The organism is Candidatus Dojkabacteria bacterium (assembly GCA_016927995.1).
In the GTDB taxonomy this organism is placed as follows: domain Bacteria; phylum Patescibacteriota; class Dojkabacteria; order JAFGLO01; family JAFGLO01; genus JAFGLO01.
The window spans coordinates 137,439-158,798 of sequence record JAFGLO010000015.1 but is presented as its reverse complement, the minus strand read 5'-3'; the positions used below and the strand labels follow the sequence as shown (position 1 = coordinate 158,798).

At 38.3% G+C, this 21,360-nt stretch carries 19 protein-coding genes and 2 tRNA genes; 10 read left to right on the top strand and 11 right to left on the bottom strand.

The genetic code is table 11. The features are described 5' to 3' along the window. Window positions 1–66 precede the first annotated feature (66 nt). The 4 genes from JW962_04260 to JW962_04245 form a co-directional block, all read right to left on the bottom strand. A tRNA-Val gene (locus tag JW962_04260) sits at window positions 67–143 on the bottom strand. Between the two features lie 18 nt (window positions 144–161). Next, on the bottom strand, window positions 162–737 hold the full coding sequence (locus JW962_04255) for an ATP-dependent Clp protease proteolytic subunit (protein MBN1374513.1): 576 nt from the start codon (window positions 735–737) through the stop codon (window positions 162–164). A 43-nt stretch (window positions 738–780) separates the two neighbouring features. Further along, entirely contained in the window at window positions 781–2,025 is a 1,245-nt protein-coding gene (locus JW962_04250; protein ID MBN1374512.1) for an NAD(P)/FAD-dependent oxidoreductase, read from the bottom strand. 39 nt (window positions 2,026–2,064) lie between these two features. Beyond that, complete coding sequence (locus tag JW962_04245; GenBank protein MBN1374511.1) at window positions 2,065–3,981, bottom strand: type IIA DNA topoisomerase subunit B; 1,917 nt, start codon at window positions 3,979–3,981, stop codon at window positions 2,065–2,067. Between the two features lie 612 nt (window positions 3,982–4,593). Between JW962_04245 and JW962_04240 the strand changes: the two genes are divergently transcribed. The 4 genes from JW962_04240 to JW962_04225 all read left to right on the top strand — a co-directional run bounded on the left by JW962_04240 (window position 4,594) and on the right by JW962_04225 (window position 10,931). Then, complete coding sequence (locus JW962_04240; protein MBN1374510.1) at window positions 4,594–7,548, top strand: isoleucine--tRNA ligase; 2,955 nt, start codon at window positions 4,594–4,596, stop codon at window positions 7,546–7,548. A gap of 10 nt (window positions 7,549–7,558) precedes the next feature. Next, the gene (locus tag JW962_04235) at window positions 7,559–8,878 is read left to right on the top strand and encodes a rod shape-determining protein RodA (protein ID MBN1374509.1); all 1,320 of its coding nucleotides are present in this window, start codon (window positions 7,559–7,561) and stop codon (window positions 8,876–8,878) included. Between the two features lie 124 nt (window positions 8,879–9,002). After that, a complete protein-coding gene (locus JW962_04230) occupies window positions 9,003–10,085 on the top strand; it encodes a lamin tail domain-containing protein (GenBank protein MBN1374508.1) in 1,083 nt (360 codons plus the stop codon). 27 nt (window positions 10,086–10,112) lie between these two features. Further along, window positions 10,113–10,931 carry a hypothetical protein gene (locus tag JW962_04225; protein ID MBN1374507.1) on the top strand — a complete coding sequence of 273 codons (819 nt, stop codon included), beginning with the start codon at window positions 10,113–10,115 and terminating at the stop codon, window positions 10,929–10,931. Here JW962_04225 and efp read toward each other — a convergent pair. From efp to JW962_04210, 3 genes are all read right to left on the bottom strand, one after another. Then, complete coding sequence (efp, locus tag JW962_04220; protein ID MBN1374506.1) at window positions 10,928–11,497, bottom strand: elongation factor P; 570 nt, start codon at window positions 11,495–11,497, stop codon at window positions 10,928–10,930. The two genes, JW962_04225 and efp, sit on opposite strands and share 4 nt — an antisense overlap. Window positions 11,498–11,565: 68 nt before the next feature. After that, entirely contained in the window at window positions 11,566–12,210 is a 645-nt protein-coding gene (nth, locus tag JW962_04215) for an endonuclease III (protein MBN1374505.1), read from the bottom strand. Next, window positions 12,207–13,586 (bottom strand): aldehyde dehydrogenase, encoded by a 1,380-nt coding sequence (locus JW962_04210; GenBank protein MBN1374504.1) that lies wholly within the window; start codon window positions 13,584–13,586, stop codon window positions 12,207–12,209. Before JW962_04210 ends, nth begins: the two co-directional genes overlap by 4 nt. 89 nt (window positions 13,587–13,675) lie before the next feature. On the opposite strand from JW962_04210, the gene amrS reads away from it, so the two are divergent. The 3 genes from amrS to amrA are packed head-to-tail and all read left to right on the top strand — an operon-like array spanning window position 13,676 to window position 16,056. Further along, window positions 13,676–14,692 carry an AmmeMemoRadiSam system radical SAM enzyme gene (amrS, locus tag JW962_04205; GenBank protein ID MBN1374503.1) on the top strand — a complete coding sequence of 339 codons (1,017 nt, stop codon included), beginning with the start codon at window positions 13,676–13,678 and terminating at the stop codon, window positions 14,690–14,692. Beyond that, window positions 14,689–15,483: an AmmeMemoRadiSam system protein B gene (gene amrB, locus JW962_04200; GenBank protein ID MBN1374502.1), complete on the top strand. Its 795-nt coding sequence runs from the start codon at window positions 14,689–14,691 to the stop codon at window positions 15,481–15,483. Before amrS ends, amrB begins: the two co-directional genes overlap by 4 nt. Then, the gene (gene amrA / locus JW962_04195; protein MBN1374501.1) at window positions 15,484–16,056 is read left to right on the top strand and encodes an AmmeMemoRadiSam system protein A; all 573 of its coding nucleotides are present in this window, start codon (window positions 15,484–15,486) and stop codon (window positions 16,054–16,056) included. Between the two features lie 10 nt (window positions 16,057–16,066). On the opposite strand, the gene JW962_04190 is transcribed toward amrA, so the two are convergent. Continuing rightward, window positions 16,067–16,143: transfer RNA gene (locus tag JW962_04190), tRNA-Val, on the bottom strand. A gap of 421 nt (window positions 16,144–16,564) precedes the next feature. Here JW962_04190 and JW962_04185 point away from each other — a divergent pair. The 3 genes from JW962_04185 (at window position 16,565) to JW962_04175 (ending at window position 18,457) form a co-directional block, all read left to right on the top strand. After that, window positions 16,565–16,774, top strand: a complete 210-nt coding sequence (locus tag JW962_04185; GenBank protein MBN1374500.1) for a hypothetical protein — start codon at window positions 16,565–16,567, stop codon at window positions 16,772–16,774. Between the two features lie 43 nt (window positions 16,775–16,817). Next, window positions 16,818–17,393: a hypothetical protein gene (locus JW962_04180; GenBank protein MBN1374499.1), complete on the top strand. Its 576-nt coding sequence runs from the start codon at window positions 16,818–16,820 to the stop codon at window positions 17,391–17,393. Between the two features lie 362 nt (window positions 17,394–17,755). Further along, the gene (locus JW962_04175; GenBank protein ID MBN1374498.1) at window positions 17,756–18,457 is read left to right on the top strand and encodes a winged helix-turn-helix transcriptional regulator; all 702 of its coding nucleotides are present in this window, start codon (window positions 17,756–17,758) and stop codon (window positions 18,455–18,457) included. Here JW962_04175 and dnaN read toward each other — a convergent pair. The 3 genes from dnaN to JW962_04160 all read right to left on the bottom strand — a co-directional run bounded on the left by dnaN (window position 18,435) and on the right by JW962_04160 (window position 21,247). Beyond that, window positions 18,435–19,556 (bottom strand): DNA polymerase III subunit beta, encoded by a 1,122-nt coding sequence (gene dnaN / locus JW962_04170; GenBank protein ID MBN1374497.1) that lies wholly within the window; start codon window positions 19,554–19,556, stop codon window positions 18,435–18,437. The genes JW962_04175 and dnaN overlap by 23 nt on opposite strands. Window positions 19,557–20,273: 717 nt before the next feature. Continuing rightward, on the bottom strand, window positions 20,274–20,612 hold the full coding sequence (locus tag JW962_04165; protein ID MBN1374496.1) for a hypothetical protein: 339 nt from the start codon (window positions 20,610–20,612) through the stop codon (window positions 20,274–20,276). Between the two features lie 203 nt (window positions 20,613–20,815). Continuing rightward, a complete protein-coding gene (locus JW962_04160) occupies window positions 20,816–21,247 on the bottom strand; it encodes a DUF3795 domain-containing protein (protein ID MBN1374495.1) in 432 nt (143 codons plus the stop codon). Window positions 21,248–21,360: the final 113 nt, after the last annotated feature.

The window sequence follows — 21,360 nt, the reverse complement described above, 5'->3', positions numbered from 1 at the left end:
TGAAATCCCGACTTGTCGGGAAACCTCCATAAATCTTTAAATTTCAGGACACTTCCAGAGACTATCTGGTGTCCGCTGGAGGACTTGAACCTCCGACCTCTTCAATGTCAATGAAGTGCTCTAGCCAGCTGAGCTAAGCGGACTTTACTTTTAATAAATCCCTACTTCAAAATCTTGTCGATTATACCATACTTAAGTGCGATTTGAGTGTCCATCCAATTATCTCTATCCATATCTTTTTTTACCGTTTCCTTTGACTGACTTGTATAGTCTGCAAGCATTTTCGCAAGAATATCTTTTAATCTGTTTACTTCTTTTGCCTCAATCTCAATATCCGCCGCCTGCAGAGTTGATTTTAACGTAATCATTGGTTGATGAATCATTATTGTACTGTTTGGCAATGCGTATCGTTTACCTTTTTTGCCAGCTGCCAAAAGCACTGAACCCATCGAAAGTGCCTGACCTACAACAATTGTACTAACATCACAGCTTATATGGTTCATTGTGTCTAGAATTGCCAAACCGGCATATATTCCACCACCTACTGAGTTTATATACATGCTGATATCTTCTTTAGGTGCTTGCTTTTGTAAATATAAGAGTTGGGCCACTACTATGTTAGCCATTTCCATATTAATTTCACCATGCACAAATACTATTCTGTCCTTTAAAAGCCTTGAATATAGGTCGTAGGAGACCTCTCCTGTTTTGCTCCGCTCTAAAACGGTTGGAATTATATATGCCATTTTATACCCTTTGCTAATTTATGGTGAAATTATACTACTTTTTGACATTCACTTTCAATCGAAAAGGAATAAATATAATGTCACGAATAAGCATAACCCCAAATTTGATTAAAGGAATAGGATTAAGTAATGGCTTAAGTATTGAATATCCCGATTTATCACCCTTTTTTATGTTTTTTAAACCTCCGAGTAGCTCCGTTTTGTTCAATTTAACAATTTCATAGAATGCCTTAAAAGTACTATCTTCTTTAACTAAATCCCATACCAGTCTATAGAACTTTTGGTGTCTAAACAGAGAATACGTTTTTCCATATTTATCAATTTCCTTATAAAAACTTTTAAAATCATGTTCACCTCTGAACCATTTATTTATAAACATACCTGAAACTATCCCGGAAACTAAAGCTCCCTTTATTCCATCTCCCGACCAAGGTCCACAAAGTCCGGCAGCGTCACCTATTATCATTCCATTTTTTCTGTAGTAATTACTAACGGGACCATCCAAAGGCAAAAACCCACTTAACTCTGAAACTTCTTTTATGACTTTAATGTGGCCCTTGGCTTTAAGTACCGAAATAAATTTCTCAAGAAGTTCGGGAGTAGCGTTATATGCACCTAGTCCAACTCTAATCGCGGACTTAGTATTAAACTTTGTGGGTGCAATCCATCCACCATATCCTCGTCCAAATTCCCTGTTCCAATAGTGATAAACTGCTGGAGTTCGAGAAAGAGTTACTTCACCTAAAAATGTTTTTTCTATACCTAAGAGTTTACGTTTAATTACCGATAATTTGAAAGCTTTCGCAACCATTGAACTAACTCCATCTGCCCCTACAATAAATCTAAACTTAATTTTTTTGATCACACCTATTTCTGAAACACTAATCTTTGTATCACTTTCTTTTTTAACAAATGTAGTCCCGAACATTACATCTACGTTACTTGGAAGAAGTTCCTGCATTCTTCTTACTAACCCCTCGGTATCAGTGGAAAATGCCCAGGGTTTTCTATCCGAGTAAATAAAGTAATCAGCAAAATCAGGCGCTACAACGCCCATACCAATTGCACTAAATGTAATATATTCATTTATGTCCGGAACAATAGTAGATAACACGTCTTTAGTAGATTCAGTAATAATTCCTGTGGAGTTATAGGTAATTTTTAAGGAGGGTTTCCTGTCGATTATCAAAACCCTTAGTGACTTATCAAGTTTATGAGCACAGGAGAGTCCGGCAAAGCCTGTACCGATTATGACTACGTCATATTTAAGTGTTTCCATGAAAAGGTTTACGCGGTTTCACTCAAGAAAGTAACAGCTTTACACATCCAACTGAGCAAATTTGGCGTGCTCAATAATAAAACGCTTACGAGGGGCTACTTCGTCACCCATTAAAGTACTAAAAATTCGATTGGCCTCTTCGGCATCTTCAATTGTAACTTGCTTTAAAATCCTATTCTCTGGATCCATCGTGGTTTCGGCAAGTTGATCCGGATTCATTTCACCAAGACCTTTGAATCGCTGGAAGTTAACAACCCTACCACCCTTACTTAGAATATCAGCGGAAAGCCTATCACGCTCAAGTTCATCGATTACCCAATAAGTATTCTTTTTACTATCCACAATTTTAAAAAGTGGCGGTTGAGCAATATATACGTACCCTTCTTCGATGAGCGGTCTTAAGTGCCTAAACAAAAAGGTTAGTACAAGGGTTGCAATATGTGCACCGTCAACATCGGCATCTGCCATAATAATTACTTTGTGGTAACGAAGCTTGCTCATGTCCATCTCTTCACCGATTCCTGCACCAAGCGCAGTTATTAAGCCTTCGAATTCTTTGTTTTTAAGGACAGAACCTAAATGGGCTTTTTCAGCATTTAATGGTTTTCCTCGTAAGGGGAAAACTGCCTGGGTAAACCTATCACGCCCTTGCTTTGCTGAACCACCTGCCGAATCACCTTCAACTACGTAAAGCTCTGACTTTGACGGGTCTGTCTCGGTACAATCGGCAAGTTTGCCGGGAAGTGTCATTCCCCCAAGGGCATTCTTACGCATCACGGTTTCTCGAGCAGCTTTTGCGGCAACTCTTGCTTTTCTTGATAATATTGACCTTTCTAAAACGGCTTTTGCATCTTTTGGATTTTCGTTGAAAAATTCTAAAAGTCCCTCGCGAAGCACTTTATAAACGGCACTTTTTACTTCGGGGTTGTTTAGTTTAATCTTAGTTTGACCTTCAAATTGAGGATCTTTAACCTTTACGGAAACAACAGCAGTAAGCCCTTCCCGAACATCTTCGCCAGAAAGCGTATCATCTGAATCTTTAAAGAACTCTGCACTTCGTCCGTAGTCGTTTATAGCCTTTGTAAGAGCACTCTTGAATCCAATCTCGTGTGTTCCACCCTCAAGGTTAAGTATATTATTTGTGAACGTTTTAATCTCGGACATTACTGTGTCCCTATATTGAATTGCTACTTCTACCAAAATATCATCTATCTCCTTTTTTACATAGAATGGTTCCATTAAAACCTTGTCACCGGAATTAATGTATCGGACATAGGTCTTAATTCCATCCTGAAAATATAAAGTGTGTTCCTTTTCCTGATCTTTACGCTCATCTTTAACAATAAACTTAAGCCCGGCAACCAAAAAAGCCTGTTGCCTACAACGTGAGAGCAAGGTATTAAACTTAAATTCCGTTGTACTAAAAATCTCCTTATCCGGCAAAAATGTTTGACAGGTTCCACGCTCGGTTGTTTTACCTATTTCGATTACTTCCGAAGTCGGTTTACCTCTTTTGTAAGTCTGACTATATCTTTTGCCATTCAGGCACACCTCGGTTTTCATCCATTCGGAAAGTGCATTTGTACACTTTACCCCAATACCATGAAGTCCTCCCGAAACTTTATATGCACTCCTATCAAATTTTCCACCGGCATGTAGGTTAGTCATTACAATTTCAAGTGCCGGTCTCCCTGTTTGTTTGTGAATGTCAACCGGAATTCCTCTACCGTTATCTTTTACACTACATGAACCATCGGCGTGGAGAGTTAGCTTCACAAGGTCACACACACCGGCAATAGCCTCATCGACAGCGTTATCCAAAGCCTCGTATACGATGTGATTCAGACCTTTTTCGTCGGTTGAACCAATATACATTGCCGGACGCTTTCGAACTGCCTCAAGCCCTTCTAAAACTCTAATATTACTAGCCGTATAATTGCTCGTTTGGGTTACCATTTTGTATGTTTGATTATGTAAGTTACAGCGTTTATTAGCTGCTCATTGTAGCATAAATTCAGCAAAACAGTAAGCCGTAAATAGTGAAATAGTCAAAGAGTGAAACAGTCAAACATAACGATATAACATGCAATATTTAACCACTGAATGGATACAGCATCAACAGCCGTGTTACTACTGTTTCACTGCACAAGCTTCCGTCGATTCCTATGTTCGAAGTGAACCCTTTATCTGTTTGCCTTTGTGTTAAAGCTTGCCACTTCTCTCATAGGTATCTTCCGGAGAGGATTACTTTACTGCTTTACTACTTCACTGCTTCACTGTATAATACACTTGAAACGCATTGATCCGACAATCATCGGGGAGCGGGAGAAAGAAATTTTGACAACAGATCAGTCAAAAAATTAAAGTCTCACGGAAGACTCCGTAATCAAAGTCACGACCATATCCTACCAAGGCGTGGTTCGGGAAAATCCGTCCGTAAAATTCCCCCACGAACAATAGTATGGTCAAAAGGCTTGTACTGGCAACAATGCAAGCAAATTGGGGTGGTACCATGTATCACTTTGTTGATTCATCCCCTATCTTGTATCTTAATTGTTGTATAGTTACATGGCAAAGCCAAATCATAACGATCAGTTCTATAAAAAGATAGATTCCCTCTCTATTGTGCAAACCGAGGAGGAGATAAGCAAATTTTGGGAGTCTGAAAAATCTTTTGAAAAATCCGTAAATGAACGACCGGAAAATAATCCTTACTCGTTTCTTGATGGACCTCCCTTTGTAACGGGAATTCCTGGTCCACAATCACTTTTACCGCGTATAGCGAAGGATGTTATTCCAAGGTATAAAACAATGAAGGGATATCGCGTTCGTAGAGTTTGGGGATGGGACTGCCACGGTCTTCCAATTGAAGAAAAAACAGAGAAAAAAGTTGGACTTAAAAACCGTCGCGAAATAGAAACATTCGGTATAAACAACTTTATTGACGCATGTCATACTTATGTAGACGAAGTTTCAAGTGAATGGAAGTGGTATGTTGATCGCATTGGCGAGTGGATAGACTTTGAAGGTGCATATCGTACAATGGATGAAGACTATATGGAATCAGTGATCTGGGTATTTCGAAAGCTTTACGACAAAGGTTTAATATATGAAGGGGTCAAAACACTTTTGTACTGTACCCGTTGTGGAACACCCGTTTCAAGTTTTGAAATCGCCATGGACGATAGTTACACAGATATGGAAGATCCTGCAATTACTGTTGAATTTCCTGTAACAACAGAAGGCAAGTTTAAGGGTGCTCGCATATTGGCATGGACAACTACTCCCTGGACAATGCCTTCAAACAGAGCTTTGGTTGTTGATCCTAGTGAAACTTATGTTATGTTCACAAGTAAGGAAGGTAGCAAAAAATACATAGTAGCAAAAAAACGGCTTCCACACGTTTTGGGTGATGATCCTTACACTGTTGTCGCCGAGTTCTTAGGAAAAGAACTTATTGGTCTTTCCTATACTGCACCCTACGATTACTTTAAGCCCAACGAAAACGACTGGAAGGTGTATTCATACGAAGGAATGGTACATATGGAAGAAGGGACCGGAATTGTTCACTCGGCTCCGGGTTTTGGTGAAATAGACACAGAAATGGGAAATCATTACGGATTAACAATTATGTTCTCGGTTGATGATGCTGGCTGTTTTGTTCCCGAAGTTAAGGATTTTGCTGGACAATACGTTAAAAAAGCCGATGAAAATATAATAAAAGATCTTGAAACAAGGGACTTACTTTTCAAAGCGGAGAAAATTATCCACAGATATCCATACTGTTACAGATGCCAAACTCCATTAATTCAAAAAGCCCAAAAGTCCTGGTTTATAAATGTTCAAAAATTAAAGCCCCAGCTTTTAGAAAATGCTAAAAAGATAAACTGGGCAAACCCTGTATTTGCAAAACAGTTTGAAAACAATATTAAAGCCGCACCCGATTGGTGTATAAGTAGAACCCGTTATTGGGCTACAGTTATGCCTGTTTGGCGTTGTGACAAGTGTGGCGAAATCGAAGTATTTGGATCAAAGTCCGAAATAAAAGAAAGATCAGGTCAGGAACCCAAAAGCCTTCATAGAAACGGAGTTGATCACATAACATTTAAGTGTGAAAAGTGTGAAGGTACAATGAGACGAATCCCTGAAGTGCTCGATGTTTGGATGGAATCTGGTTCAATGCCTTACGGTCAGCTCCACTACCCTTTTGAAAATAAGGAACTTTTCAAGGTGACCTTTCCTGCTGACTACATTGTTGAATACGTGGCACAAATCCGTGCCTGGTTTTACTGTATGCATGTTATTTCAAATGCAGTAATTGGTGAAAACAGCTTTAAAAATGTTGTGGTTACCGGCGTAATGGCCGGCACTGACGGCAGAAAAATGAGTAAAAGCCTTGGAAACTACCCCGATCCGAAAGCCGTGCTTACAAATCTTGGTGGAGACGCAATGCGCCTGTATTTTATGGGTAGTTCAATAATGGTTGGTGAGAACGTTGACATGAACGAAGAAGAGCTTAGAAACCAGGTTAAAACAGTGCTTTTCCCGCTCCGAAACACAATCAAATATCTACAAATCTATGCAGAACTTCATAACTGGAAGCCAAGTTCGAGCAAGATTAACCCCGGAGAATCTAATCTTTTGGACAGATGGATTGTGGCTCGAACCAAACGTTTCCAAACTGAAGTCGAAGGAGGATTAGAAAGTTATAACATTCCATCTGCCACCAAAGCGATTGCCCCTTATCTTGACGACCTATCAACCTGGTACATTAGAAGATCCCGTGACCGATTTGCAGCAGGAGATGTCGACGCATTATCAACATTATACTGGGCGCTTGTAAAATTTATAAGGCTTACGGCACCAATAATTCCGTTTGCAACGGAGTCGGCATATGAGGCTTTAGTGAAATCTGTGGACAAAACGGCACTTACATCAGTTCACCTTGAACTGTATCCAAAGGCAGAAATACTTACAAAGGAGGATGAAGCACTTATGGACCAGATGGAACTTCTACGATCGTTTGCAACGACCGGTCAAATGATCCGTGTAACAAACAATATCCCACTTAAGCAGCCTCTCCAGACACTATATGTGGATACAGTATTGGACAATGGATTAATAGATATTCTTAAAGACGAATTAAATGTTAAAGATGTTTTGGAAGCAACAAAAGCACCATCCGACCTAGCTCTTGAAGAGGTAAAAGTTAAATCCGGGAAAGAATTTGTAACCCATATGCTCGGACTTGATCTAAAAATATCAGAAGAGCTTAAGAAAGAACGACTTTTAGCAGAGCTGGCTCGTCAAATCCAAGTTACCAGAAAGGAATCCGGTTGCAATCAGGCTGACTTTGTATCCCTAGCACTTCACACTAAAGATGATACAATACAAAAGCTAGTAGAAGCCAATCTTTCGGAACTCAAAGAAAAAACAAAACTGAGCTCGCTTGAGTTCAAGGAGAATTCAGGAAAAGAGTTAAAAGTTGGCGAATACAAGGTCACACTCCGAATACTAAAGTAAACGTTAACAAATGACTCACAACGAAGAAGGTGTCGGAACCTCACTTATTGGTAATGTACTTATATTTGTTAATGCCTTTCTTATAAACCTGATTGGACTTTTAGTAATCTATTCGACAACCATCTCACCTACCTCGGACGGATCGGGAACCATCTTAACCAGACAAATACTACTCCTACTTATCTCACTCCTTATATATTTCGTGATCTCCAAAATTGACTATACCTATATTGCCCAACCACAAGTAATAATTTTAACAGGACTTTTCTCGATTGGTCTTTTATACGGCGTACTATTATGGGGGATAGAGCTCAAAGGTGCTCAACGTTGGTTTGATCTTGGTGTCTTTACTCTCCAGCCTTCAGAATTCGCCAAAATATTCTTGATAATTGTATTTGCAGGGATTTTTACACTTATAAAATCAAAAAAAAGTAGCACCAAATGGTTAAAACTTTTGATTGCCGGGATATATTTACTTATAAACGCATATTTAATCTTCTCAGAGCCGGACGCAGGAATGACGTTTCTGCTACTTGCTATAGGCGGCTTTGTTATTGTATCGGGTTTCGATAAACCATTTCTGATTCTTGCCTCAATTCCGCTTGTTGTATTTTCTTTCTTAATTGCTATTGGAATATCTTACAAAATTCCATTGCTGGTAACTGTATTTGCGGTAATTTTGTTTGCATACTTTATTGTTGGTTTAATTTTATATATATCTAAAAGATTAAAACCTTCAAGGGAAATTTTAATTGTAGCACTTGTATTTTTGGTTATCGGAACATCCATCGGATTTGCCATAAAACCTTTCTGGGAAAGCAATATTTTAAAACCCTATCACAAACAAAGAATCGAAACCTTTTTAAACCCAGAGGCTGACCCAGAGGGAGCTGGCTTTAATGTTTCACAATCTAAAATAGCCGTTGGCTCTGGCCAAATATTAGGGAAAGGACTCGGGCACGGTACACAAAGTAAGCTGCAATTCTTACCGGAATACCAAACCGACTTTATTTTTGCCGCCTATGCGGAAGAGTTCGGATTTGTTGGGAGTACATTACTTCTTGTTTTATACCTACTTCTCATAATTCAAGTTTTATACCTCTCCAGCCAAATTAAGGACAGGTTCGGTGCAATTATCTGTTTCGGATTGGGAATAAAATTCGCACTTGAAATATTAATAAATGTTGGTATGAATCTTGGAATTACACCTGCAACCGGAGTCCCTCTCCCGTTTGTAAGTGCAGGCGGAAGTAACCTTTTAGCTAATTATATAGCGCTTGGGTTAATCCAAAGCATTTACAAAACCGATGCAGAGATAATAACCGCATAAGCCAATACTCAAATCCCGGCATTCTTATTTCTTACACCGAGTGAATCTTTATTAATTTTTTGTTATGAATTGTTAACCCTTTTCAAGTTATTCTATATTGAATAACTTTACCGTTTACAGTCTAATGAAAAATAAATTTGATTCCAAATACGAATTAAGTGATTGTCTAAAAATTAGCGAGGTGTTTGCCGCACCAAAAGAATTTGATTCAAATAACGATGGTCATGTTAACAACTCAGACGAATACATAGAAATATATAACTGCGGTACTACTTCGGTTAACCTCATCGGCTATCTGCTTGACGATATTACAACCGGTGGTTCTGCTCCTTATACAATCCCATCAAATACTTTACTTGATCCCGGAGGGTATTGGGTTTTTTATGGAAACACTACCGGAATCGTTTTAAACAATTCAAACGAATCAGTAAACCTGATTAATAATCTCGGCGAAATCATTGATTCTATTACATATTCCAGTAGTAGCTACGATATTTCCCTAGCCTATCTTCCCCAATGGGACATACTAATTAATGACATACCAACCCCCGGGGACAGCACTACGACTCCGATTCACTCCAATATAACAGAACTTTCGGATCAACTTTCAACAATTAACGGGATAATCACTAATATTGATACACCTTACAAAGGGTTTGCACTTCTACAAGACGAATTGTCGGTAATAAGAGTTCGGTCAGAGCTCATTCCGGAAGACTCTTTGGGTAAGGCATTTCAGCTCCTTGGATATTTTAAAGCAAGGGCAAATTATAACGAATTTACAGTACTTGCATTAAGGTCTATCGACTACAATCCAAGTTTCCCTTTGCTCGAAATATCTTCTCTCTCAACGGAACTTTTGAATATGACTATCTGTTTAAACGGCTATGCGTCACAAATCGATGAAAACACTATTCGATTAACCGACTTACAAAATAATGAAAACCACGTTACTGTACATATCCCGGAATCTATAACCGTATCAAACAACCAAATTGTAAACGCATGTGGCCTACTTGCTTACAAATATTCAAAATATCAACTTTATGTAACAGATCCTGCATTAGTTACGACTCAGGTACAGGGTACCCTTGGTTCACTCGTTAATACGGGAATCAACTACATTCCACTTTGGATTACTACTCTAGTACTAATATGTGGAATCTTTCACATTTTAAACCGCAAGAAAAAATGTGATATACTCTGACTGCATATTAATTAATCCAAAATCAAAATGCCTGCTACAAAGAAAAAAACTATGTCAACGCCAGCAACCGAACCTAAGCCAACCAAGGCCAAAATTTCAATAAAAAAGACCAACTTAAGGCTTGCAATAATCTCAATAATTGGAGTCCTTGCCGGAGTTTTATTAATGATTGCAATTGACGGATTCGTCCAGTGGTACCAGATATTCAAGGCTAAGGCCGAGGCTGAACAAACAGGATCTGTTGTTGCCGCATTGGTAAACGGTGAAGAGATTTATGTCGACGACATAAAAAATTATCTTTTTAACATGTATGGCCAACAGCAACTTGAAGCAATGATTGTCGACGAGCTATGGTTTCAAAAAGCAAAACAGGAAGGGATTACACTTGACAACATTACTACCGACGAAATGAACGCCGTTTTGGAAGAAGATGCCGCTCAATATGGTGGAATCGAAGAAATGAAAACCCTTGCAGAGGCAAGTGGCGTAAGCTTTAGCGAGATTGAACGTCAGGCCAAAATCGTTGCACTTAAGCGAAAGCTTGCAGGAAAAGACCTTTCTGTATCGGACGAAGAGCTTGCCGCATTTTTTGAAACTCAGGCGGAATATGGATACACTCAGGAAGAAATAGAAGAGTATTTTGAGGGAACGGAAGGCGTTCGTGAGTATCTTTTAACAGCTAAAATTGATACCGAAATCACCACAATAAGCCAGACTCTTTCAGATGAGGCTACAACAGAAAATTTTCTAAAGGACAAAGATAAGATAGAGATTCCCAAATACGAGGTTCTAAAGACTTACAAAACTATGTGGAATAAAATTGTTGAGTTTTTTAAGGCTGACTAGTTAGCACGTTCAACATATTTACCGCTTTCGGTATTTATTGAGATTCTGTCACCTACTTTTATAAATAGTGGAACATCGAGTTCATAACCGCCCTCTACAGTTGCCTTTTTGGTTGCTGTATTAGATGTGTTGCCCTTTATGGCATCTTTAGTATCAATCACCTCCCGTTGAATTTTTAGAGGTGCTTTTAAACCAATAGGTCTATTATCGTACACAACAATAAGGTAATTTTCACCCTCTTTCAGGAACTGTATAAACTCACCTATTAAATCCTTGCCCAATGAAATCTGCTCAAATGTTTCATTGTTCATAAAATTGTAGCTATTTCCATCGGCATAGAGGTACTGATATTCAACAATATTGACTTCAATTTCATCTACCCGCTCACCTGATTTAAATGTAAAAGAGATAAGTTTTCCGGTTTCAAGGTTGTTCATTTTTACACGAGTAAAAGCAGAGCCTTTTCCCGGTGACACAAATTCTTTTTCTATTATATTGTGGGGTTGACCCTCAAACAGAATGAACTGTCCTTTATATATTTGATCGGTTGGCGCTATGGTTTCCAAATACTTAATTAAACAAAAGCAATTATAGCACACCGGGTAAGGGAATAGTGATCGGTATTAAAACTGTTTTAAATAGCAGCCGGGCACCAATCCTTAAACTCACATTTTTTACACAATGGTTTTCTTGCAAAACAGGTGTTGCGTCCATGAAAAATCAGCCACAACGAAAACTCACGCCAGTACATTTTGGGAACAATTTTTACAAGATCTTTTTCAACCTTTTCGGCACTATGTGCATTTGACAAATCCAATCTGTTCGAAACCCTAATTACATGAGTATCAACAACAATTCCAACGGGCTTGTAGAACCCTTCATTTAGTATTACATTCGCACTCTTACGCCCTATCCCTGGAAGTGTTAACAATTCATTCATTGTACTTGGAACTTTACCTTTATGTTTTTCAAAAAGAATTTTACCTGTTGCAATCAAGTGACTAGACTTGGTTTTGTAATAATTCACTGATCTAATAATATTTTCCAACTCATCGCGATCAGCACTAGCAAGCGACTTGGCATCTGGATATCTCTTAAAAAGTGTAGGAAGAACTTTGTTTAATCTTAAATCCTGCATTTGAGCAGACAGCAAAACAGCTACTAACAGCTCAAAAATATTAGAATGAATAAGCGGTATCTGCGGATTAGGATACTTTTGGGAAAGTACTTGGATTATCTCATCTACTCTTTGCAAAGCTGTTATGTACTTTGCGGTCATAATCTTTTGGGCTTTGCAACAACCTTGGTTTGAGTCACGTGCTCAAACCCATACTTACCATGCTCTCTTGCTGAAAGCCCGGATGCTTTATATCCACCAAACGGAGAGTCGGGCGAGATATAGCCTACTCCGTTTATGCTAACCATACCCGATTCAATTTTTGAGGCGACCTGTTCGGCAGTAACTTTGTCTTTTGTATAAACATAGGCTCCAAGCCCATACAGTGTATCGTTTGCTAAAGCTATGGCTTCCTCTACTGTAGAAAATGGCACAACCGGCAGTATTGGAGCAAATACTTCTTCCTGCCAAATTCGCATATTGGGTTTTATATTTGTAACAAGGGTCGGCTTAAAGAAAAAGCCGTCTCTGTCGTAGTCTGGTCCGCCAATTGCTATTTGTGCGCCCTTTTTGATTGCATCGTTTAACTGATCGACCGCCAAGTTATATTGAGTTTCCGATACAAGCGGTCCTATTTCAGTGTTTTTATCAAGTGCATTACCTACTCGTTTTTGAGAAAATGCCAAAGTAAGTTCACCTACAACTTTGTCCCATACACTCTCGTGTACCAGAAGCCGCTTTAGTCCGTCGCAGACCTGGCCGCTATTTGTAAGCCTGTTTGAAACGATATTTTCCACCGCCGAATCGAGCGCTGCGTCTTTAAAAACAATACCTGGGGCCGAGCCACCCAGCTCAAGTCCGATTGGAATAAACTTTTTGGCAGCTTTCTCCGCTAGATACATTCCCACGGCTGTACTTCCTGTAAACATAATCATGTCAATTTCTTGACTTGTAAGTTGATCACCTGTCTTTCCATCACCATATATAAAATTTATTACACCTTCGGGAATTTTTGATTCAGCAACTACTTTCGCAAGTAAGGTTGAGAAAACCGAGACTAATTCGGAGTGCTTAACAACCACGGTATTCCCTGCAATAACGGCTTGCATACAAGCCCAAATAAAATTACCAACAGGATAATTCCAAGGAATAATTGCCGCTACAACACCCCAAGGCTCTCTATACTCAGTTAAAACGGTTCCTTCGGGACTGGAAATAACTTTTGGACACAGGTGAATTTTGGCACTCTTACAATATTCAGTTATAAAAAATACGGCATCATCAACATCTGCAAGTGCCGTCCTTATTGGCATTCCCATCTCGGCTGCGGCCGTTTCGGCTAACTCCTTTTTATACTCCTTAAATTTTATAACCAGAGACTTAACTGCAACTATACGATCCGATAGAGATAGCTCTTTCCAGGTTATAAATGTTTCTTTTGCAAGGCTTACCGATCGGTTTATATCACTAACTCCGCTTACGTTAACACTTCCTACTTCTTCTAGCGTGGAAGGGTTTATTGATATTAGTTTTGCCATGCGCCTTTGGGTTAACTTAATATCTATATTATACACAAATCTCAACAAGTAGACTTGCATTTACGGCGCAATTTGGTTACCCTAGATTAATGAAGAAAGCAATGTTTCAAAAACAGCTCGATTCTAAAGTTGTGCAGTGTCAGCTTTGCAACCACTTTTGTAAAATTGCCCTTAATTGCTTAGGAATTTGCGGTGTAAGAAAGAATATCAATGGAACACTTTACTCCACTGTATATGACAAAACGTCAGGAGTCGGACTTGATCCCATTGAGAAAAAACCTTTTTTTCACTTTCTACCGGGAAGTTATGCCTTGTCTGTTGGTACGATTGGATGCAATTTCGGGTGTGACTTTTGCCAAAACGATTGGATTTCACAGATCGGAAAAGATAAAGAAGTGAACCATCCTCTTTTGAAAGACATTTCATCAGAGGAGCTTATAACTACCTGTGTTAAAGAAAAAATTCCAACAATCGCATATACATATAACGAGCCTGTTGTATTTTTTGAATTTGCCTACGATACAGCAATACTTGCAAAAGCCAAAGGCATTAAAAATGTGTTCGTATCAAATGGGTATGCATCCAAAGCAGCAATAGATAAAATCTCACCCTACCTTGATGGAATAAACATTGACTTAAAATCATTTTCAAATGAGTTCTATAGAAAAATCTGTAAAGGAAGCCTTAAACCCGTACTTGAAAACATCGAAAGGTATTACCAAAATGGAGTCTGGGTTGAAGTAACTTCACTTCTTATACCAGGGAAAAATGACTCAGATAAGGAAGTTAAAGAAATGGCAAGGTTTATAAAGTCAGTTTCATCATCGATTCCTTGGCACATATCCGGATTTACACCATCATACAAAATGATGAACACTCCGTCTACCCCCAAAGAAACACTACTTAGGGCATACAGAATTGGTAAAGAGGTCGGACTTAAATATGTATATACCGGAAACACACTTGATAAATCCACCCAAAGCACGTACTGTCCAAAATGCAAAGCACTTCTTATTGAAAGAGATTGGACACTCACTACAGTAAAAGACTTAAAAAACGGAAGATGCGCTAAATGCAGAGAAAAAATCGAAGGAGTATGGAAATGAATAAAAGAAAAGCTAAATGTTCAGGAAGCTTTTATCCCGATACCGCATTTGAGCTATCTGCAATAATTGACAAATTTCTTAATGGCTTAACCCCACAAATTCCAAAAGGAAAACTAAAGGCATTAATTGTTCCCCATGCCGGATACATATACTCGGGTAAGGTAGCGGCACATGGCTACGCTGAGGTAAAGAACAACGAGAACAAATTTAAAACAGTTGTCGTAATCGGACTATCACATTCTACAGGATTTTGGGGAGTTGGACTTTCATCGATAGCTACATGGAAAACCCCACTGGGTGAAATTACACAAGATTCCCTAACTCAAAAGCTTGAAACAAACCCGGGATTTTCTTATCAAGACAATGCGCATGAGGCAGAGCATTCCGTTGAAGTACAACTTCCGTTTTTACAGACAGTCCTAAAAAACTTTAAATTTACACCCATACTTACAGGAAATTCATTAACCTTAAACGATATCAAGGACATTGCGGTACATATAAAAAACTATCTAACCGATGATACTCTAATCATTGTTAGCACCGATCTAAGCCACTATCTTTCGTATGAAACAGCAATTGATCTCGACAAGAAGACAATCTCTCAAATCATGAATAACGATTACATTACAAATCACGAGCAAGCTTGCGGAATTGATGGAATTAATATTCTTTTATCGCTTGCAAAAATTTTAGGCTGGAAAACAACACTTTTAAAATATGAAAATTCCGGCGACGTCACAAATGACAAAGGTGCCGTTGTAGGATACTGTTCAATTGGTTTTTACAAATAAATGAGAACAAAACTTAGCGAATCCGACAAAAAATTTTTGCTAAATCTGGCTCGAGGTACTATTAAGTCTGCATTTCCTGGAAATTATAAACCGCAAATCGACCAAACTTTGGTGCCTATTGCAACGCAAGGCCTAGCTGCAACTTTTGTTACCCTAACCCAAAAGGGTGAACTAAGGGGCTGTATTGGAAAGCTAACCGCAGTGCAACCGATGTATCAAGATGTTGCCGAAAACGCCTACTCCGCAGCATTTGAAGACACAAGGTTTTCGCCACTAACAAAACAAGAGCTTGATAAAACCAAAATAGAAATTTCTATTTTGACTCAACCGACCCTGCTGGAATATAAGGATACGAAAGATCTTTTGCACTTACTTGAAAACAAAAGACCCGGAGTTGTAATTGAAAAAGGATATTACACTGCAACATTTTTACCTCAGGTTTGGGAAGAGTTAGCGAATCCTTCCGAGTTTCTATCATACCTTTGTGCAAAAGCAGGGTTAGACCCCAACGAATGGGAAAGTGGCAATTTAATCGTTAAAACTTACACAGTGACAAAGTTTGAGGAAATCTAGCGTTTGTTTATGGTGGGCGAGACAGGATTTGAACCCGTGACCCTTCGGATGTAAACCGAATGCTCTAACCAGCTGAGCTACTCGCCCTAAACAAAACTCAAGAGCCCAATGGAGAATGATACAATATTTTGACGATTCAATCAATCTTCACATGTCGTTGTTTACATCTTCATCTTCATCGTAGTAGGGACAGGTCTAGACCGACACCCACATATAAAAACTGTTAATATACGTAGTATTTGGAATGACACAGCGAAGGTCTAAATAACCCATATTTTACGTATGACTACAAAAAAAAGATTCGATAGAGACACAGCTTGCATACACCCGCACCCCCATTCGCCAAAACTCCCATTCACCAACATGTCTACGCAACCGTGTCGGTCTAGACCTGTCCCTACTACATGGTTATGGCTTGTTATAAATCATCACAAACATTGCGCAACTTGCGCAACGTCCGTAAATGTAATATTATGCAACATAAATAACTTCATGCCACAAACTCAAAATGAAAAAAACACTTGAAGTCTCACTTGAATGCTTAGGTTGCCAGGCCTGTCTTGCCGTAGAAGGTGCCGAAAAATACCTAAAAATTGGTGATGACGGACTTATGAAATCGACAGGAGCTGTGGCAACTACAGAGGAAGAAAAAACACTTCTTGAAAAAATTGCGGCTGCCTGTCCTGCCAGTGTAATCAAAATCGTAGACGTAACCTAAAATGTGTAGGTTTACCTTAAAAAAATTGTGATATCCTTTTTATATGACAGATTCTAACAAATCCGAAAAATACTCCGTGTTTCTGGAGTGGACCTCTCCCATGCGAGTATACAAAAAGCACCACAAACAGGATTATATTATGGTTATAGTTCTTGCACTTTCGATTACAGCCTTATTCTTTATAGTCCGCCAGTATATGCTAATTGCAGTTGTTATAGCCGTAGTTTTCCTTGTTTTTGTAATGTGGAGCGTCCCGCCTGATTCCGTAAAACACAAATTAACCACAGTCGGAATTTATTCAATCGATCGCCTCTACGAGTGGGACAAACTTAGAGATTATTGGTTTACGGTTATTGACGGTATGTATGTCCTTAATGTTTCAACAAACATTAACTTCCCGCGCAGATTTATTCTGCTAATAGGCGAGGCTAAAGAAGCCGACAAAATTCATGGGATTTTATCAGATTACTTAAAATACCAGCTAAACAAGCGTCAGAATTTCCTCGATATTTGGATTGACGGAAAATACGTTCCCCTCGAGGAAAACACAATAAATCCCGAGAAACAACCCGATCTTGATCACAAGGCTTTAACTCAAGTTCCTAAGAACAAGAAATAACCAAATCCCCGAAAGAACAAGCGTTCCTGCAATAAGTGCCCATATATATGGTCTAGGATTGGGAAACGCCTGGCTTTTGTGTAAAAAATACCGACTACTAAAATACCCAAGTAAAGTTCCCAAACTAACAATAAAGGATGATAGTAAAAATATCAGTAAAACTACAGTTGGAATGCTTAGTTTACCATACGGAGTGTACGGCAATAGAACCTTGTTACTAATTATATAAATGAAAATCGCGATTTCACTTATGATTATTCCTAGTAACACCCTTAAAAATAACATTTTGCGAATTTCAACTCTTTAAAATTTATGCTGTAACCATTTACAATAATACCAGAAGAATATTGGATTGGAAAAGCATGGTTAAAACATTTATTTACACACCCTCGGAAAGCCTTAGGAAAATTATTTTTAATCAACTTGAACTTGTATCCACACCTATAGAGATTAAGCCCGAAGCATATATACCAACAGTAGAAGGTATTTTCATTATAGACATGCGAACAAATCTTTCCGAAAAGATCATTCGCCGAATTAATACCCAAAGCTATATTCTTGGAATCTATGGCACCATGATTTCGCAAAATACGACAGGATCAAGATTCGATTCAATTCTAAGTGAAAAGTTTTACTTACCGTTTCATATGGATCTTTTCTTTCAAAAGATCCTTTTTTACAAAACACAGCTAAACAAAAGACGATTTAACCAGATTCTTGGAGCACAAATTTCTCTAAACCCTTCGTTAAATTTGCTAACGGTTAAAGACAAAGTCATCAATTTTACTCAACTCGAGTACTCCATCCTCGAATATATATTATTTAACGAAGACCGTCCGGTTACAAAACTTGAACTTCTTACTCAGATAAAAAGCACTCGTGGTTATATTTCAACAGCCTGCCTACACGTTACCGTAAGTAAAATTCGGAAGAAGCTTAAGGCAAACAACATTCCAATAACAATAAACGGTTTATATAGACGAGGATATCAGTGCGACTTAAAAAACATAAAGTCCGATCCCTATCCACTACCTCTTCCGTTTAGTTCATGCTCATCGGCATGATTATGTGTAAAAAGTTTTCTTCTTCAGGAACTTTAAACACACCGGCAGCTTCAGGTCCTTCCCCCTCAAATAGGATCTGTTCTGCCTTTATTGTATTAAATAGTTCTGTTAATGACTTTGAACTAAAAATAATTTTCAGATCGTTTCCGGAAACTTTACCTGTTAATTCAGATTTGTTACTTCCAACTTCAACCAAAGTTGCTTCAAGCGAGACTTTGTTGCCCTTACTATCAAACGACAGTAGAGTTTTATTTCCCGGAATGTCTCTTGCAAAAATGTTAGTTTGCTTTAAAGCATCTTTAAAGGTCTCATAGTCAAACTCAGCTGTTGTATGTGAATCTGCAGGTATAACCGACTTGTAATCGGGGTACTCGCCTTCAATTAATCTACTTACAATAGTTATTCCGTCATAAGAAATTAATAGTTGCTTTTTGTCACCTACCAGATAGAACTTTATAAGATCTTTGTCATCTTCGGCCCCTGCAATAAGTTTTTCAATTTCTCTAAGTGGTTTTACAGGAACAATCCAGGGAAGTGAATCTATTTTGTCGACTCCTTTAACAAAGTATTGCGATAGCCTATATCCGTCAGACGCAACAAGGGATAGTCCCTTTTCGGCTTTGTCAAAGCAGACCCCACGAAAAACCGGGCTCGTGCCGTCATTGCCTGCGGCAAATGTTACATACAAAAGCGCCTTTGCAAGTTCTTTTGTACTAATTACAAATTCGGCATCACCGTTGGGTTTAGGAACTTCGGGAAAATCTTCCGGTTCAACTGTATTAAACTGTGCTTGAGTTTTCTTGGTTTTTACATGTAAAAGTTTGCCATCGGTACTTACTTCTATCTCATCTTCGGGTATCGATAGAATAAATTCCGAAAAAGTCCTTGCCGGAACGGTTGTTACTCCAGTATCGGATACATCGGCCTTTAGGGTAACCTGCATGCTAAGTTCAAGATTTGAAGCAGTAAACATTACTCCATCTTTTGATGCATTTATAAGGATATTCCCCAAAACAGGTATGGACGGTTTAGGATCAACCAGTCTCCCGATATTTGCCATGTATTTTGCGATGTCCGTGGTTTTGATTGAAAACTTCATCTGTCTGGGATTTTTTAATTTATTATCTACCCCAAGTGTAATATATTTTTTGAATGCTGTCTATTGGTACTATGTGATTAAAGTGCTCTAAGGTTTTTTCTTGAATATTTGAGCCCAGTTCGCCAATAGCCCAACCAAACACACAAAACTTATCCCTAAGGATAGAAGGTCTAAAATTCCAAACTGATCTGTTATTGACAATATTGTGTTAGCAAACACAAATAATACTGAACATATATATATACCTGTTTCTCTTTACAAACCCCCAGAGCGAACCTACATATAAAATTGGTTCCATAAAAAGTAGTATCTTTATTATCAGATACTCTGGTCTTCCCCAAAACCAAAGGAATGAAAAGTAGATTGCATATACAAGCCAGAAGGCTGCATTTACCAAAAGCAGCCAAATTGTTGTTTTTCTAATATCAAACACTACCACCTGTTGTAAAATGTTACAATTAAACGATCAGATCCTAGATGCTCAACCTTGAAACAATCATTACGATCACCATTATCCGAATATTCACTTCCATGATAGCAATAGGCTATTTCTCCAGGAGAGACTATAATTTCCAAACTTTGTTATTAAAACTTATCTTAATAGATTATACGCGAACCGATCGGAGTCGCTCAATCTCGAATTTTTCTTTAGTACCTCAAATTACAATGTTCCAGGACCTGTTCCCAAAGTTGCGAAAGAAACCAAACGACAAATAACTACCTGTCATAAAATGTAACGGCTAGGATTGTCGCATTATCCTTTTCATAACTGACCATCTGAAAACAATCAAGTTTTGATGAACCTTCCTTACAATAAAGTTCATCACCAGAGTAACTCTCTATCGTGAGATAGTATCCATTACTTTCAAAATAAACGATATTATCCTGCATAAGATCAGCCAAATTTTTTTCTGTTGTTTCATTATGTTTAACAAAAATTCCACAACTCGGATAATAACCACAAGAACAACTAATAGTTTCGCTTTCAGGTGCATTTCTTAATACACTTGGGATAATAAACTTCTGCCAAGAATATATCCTCTGCATATCATCCATACCACACGACCAAAATGAAAAGAAATAAATAACTCCCACCAAAATGGAAATAAGTGTAACCATTGACAAGAAAATTATGAGAAATCTTTTAACCTTTCTCCTCTTGAATAGAATTCTTATAAAGATAAAATACAAAACTTATCTTAATAGATTATACGCGAACCGATTAAAGTTGGTAACAAGTAAAGCCGTTAAGATATTGTTTACTTTGATCTTGTCTTTGTTGGAACTGGCATCGGCGGATTCCTTTGCGCCCCACAGTTTAAACAAACTGGCCTATGAACACAAAGCATGGCTCCACAGGATTTGCACGTCCACCTGGCCTTTTCTTTTTTGACAAATGCCCTAATTCCGTGGGCTTTAATAAAGTCTAGGTTTTCTATCATGCTCATGCCATAACGAGTTCTGTATCGCTTGTCTACATGTTTTACCAGCATACAGGGATATTTATCACACTCAAAGCAGTATTTAAATCCTTTTGCCTTTGCACACTCCTTCATTTTACAGGTTCCACAATACGTTGGCATGCCCTTTTCGTCTCCCCTACAACCTGCACAACGGTTCTTTTCACGGATATACCCAAGACATAAGGCACAGTTCATTCCGCATGGGGCTATTAGGTTGGACTTAATCATGGATTACGTTAGCTAATTATATACAAATAATAGCAGAAATTACGTAAAAGTAAAAAGTAACGATAAGATACAAACACAATTAGACAGGAACCTCTGTAGTTATATCCTAATAT

Bases quoted from the DNA above. Each gene is read 5' to 3' on its own strand.
- JW962_04175 (MBN1374498.1), top strand. From the start codon at position 17,756: ATGGTTAAAACATTTATTTACACACCCTCGGAAAGCCTTAGGAAAATT.
- JW962_04180 (MBN1374499.1), top strand. From the start codon at position 16,818: ATGACAGATTCTAACAAATCCGAAAAATACTCCGTGTTTCTGGAGTGG.
- JW962_04225 (MBN1374507.1), top strand. From the start codon at position 10,113: ATGCCTGCTACAAAGAAAAAAACTATGTCAACGCCAGCAACCGAACCT.
- nth (MBN1374505.1), bottom strand. From the start codon at position 12,210: ATGACCGCAAAGTACATAACAGCTTTGCAAAGAGTAGATGAGATAATC.
- amrA (MBN1374501.1), top strand. From the start codon at position 15,484: ATGAGAACAAAACTTAGCGAATCCGACAAAAAATTTTTGCTAAATCTG.
- JW962_04160 (MBN1374495.1), bottom strand. From the start codon at position 21,247: ATGATTAAGTCCAACCTAATAGCCCCATGCGGAATGAACTGTGCCTTA.
- JW962_04185 (MBN1374500.1), top strand. From the start codon at position 16,565: ATGAAAAAAACACTTGAAGTCTCACTTGAATGCTTAGGTTGCCAGGCC.
- JW962_04245 (MBN1374511.1), bottom strand. From the start codon at position 3,981: ATGGTAACCCAAACGAGCAATTATACGGCTAGTAATATTAGAGTTTTA.
- amrB (MBN1374502.1), top strand. From the start codon at position 14,689: ATGAATAAAAGAAAAGCTAAATGTTCAGGAAGCTTTTATCCCGATACC.
- dnaN (MBN1374497.1), bottom strand. From the start codon at position 19,556: ATGAAGTTTTCAATCAAAACCACGGACATCGCAAAATACATGGCAAAT.
- JW962_04230 (MBN1374508.1), top strand. From the start codon at position 9,003: ATGAAAAATAAATTTGATTCCAAATACGAATTAAGTGATTGTCTAAAA.
- JW962_04210 (MBN1374504.1), bottom strand. From the start codon at position 13,586: ATGGCAAAACTAATATCAATAAACCCTTCCACGCTAGAAGAAGTAGGA.
- JW962_04250 (MBN1374512.1), bottom strand. From the start codon at position 2,025: ATGGAAACACTTAAATATGACGTAGTCATAATCGGTACAGGCTTTGCC.
- JW962_04165 (MBN1374496.1), bottom strand. From the start codon at position 20,612: ATGGATGATATGCAGAGGATATATTCTTGGCAGAAGTTTATTATCCCA.
- JW962_04235 (MBN1374509.1), top strand. From the start codon at position 7,559: ATGACTCACAACGAAGAAGGTGTCGGAACCTCACTTATTGGTAATGTA.
- JW962_04240 (MBN1374510.1), top strand. From the start codon at position 4,594: ATGGCAAAGCCAAATCATAACGATCAGTTCTATAAAAAGATAGATTCC.
- amrS (MBN1374503.1), top strand. From the start codon at position 13,676: ATGAAGAAAGCAATGTTTCAAAAACAGCTCGATTCTAAAGTTGTGCAG.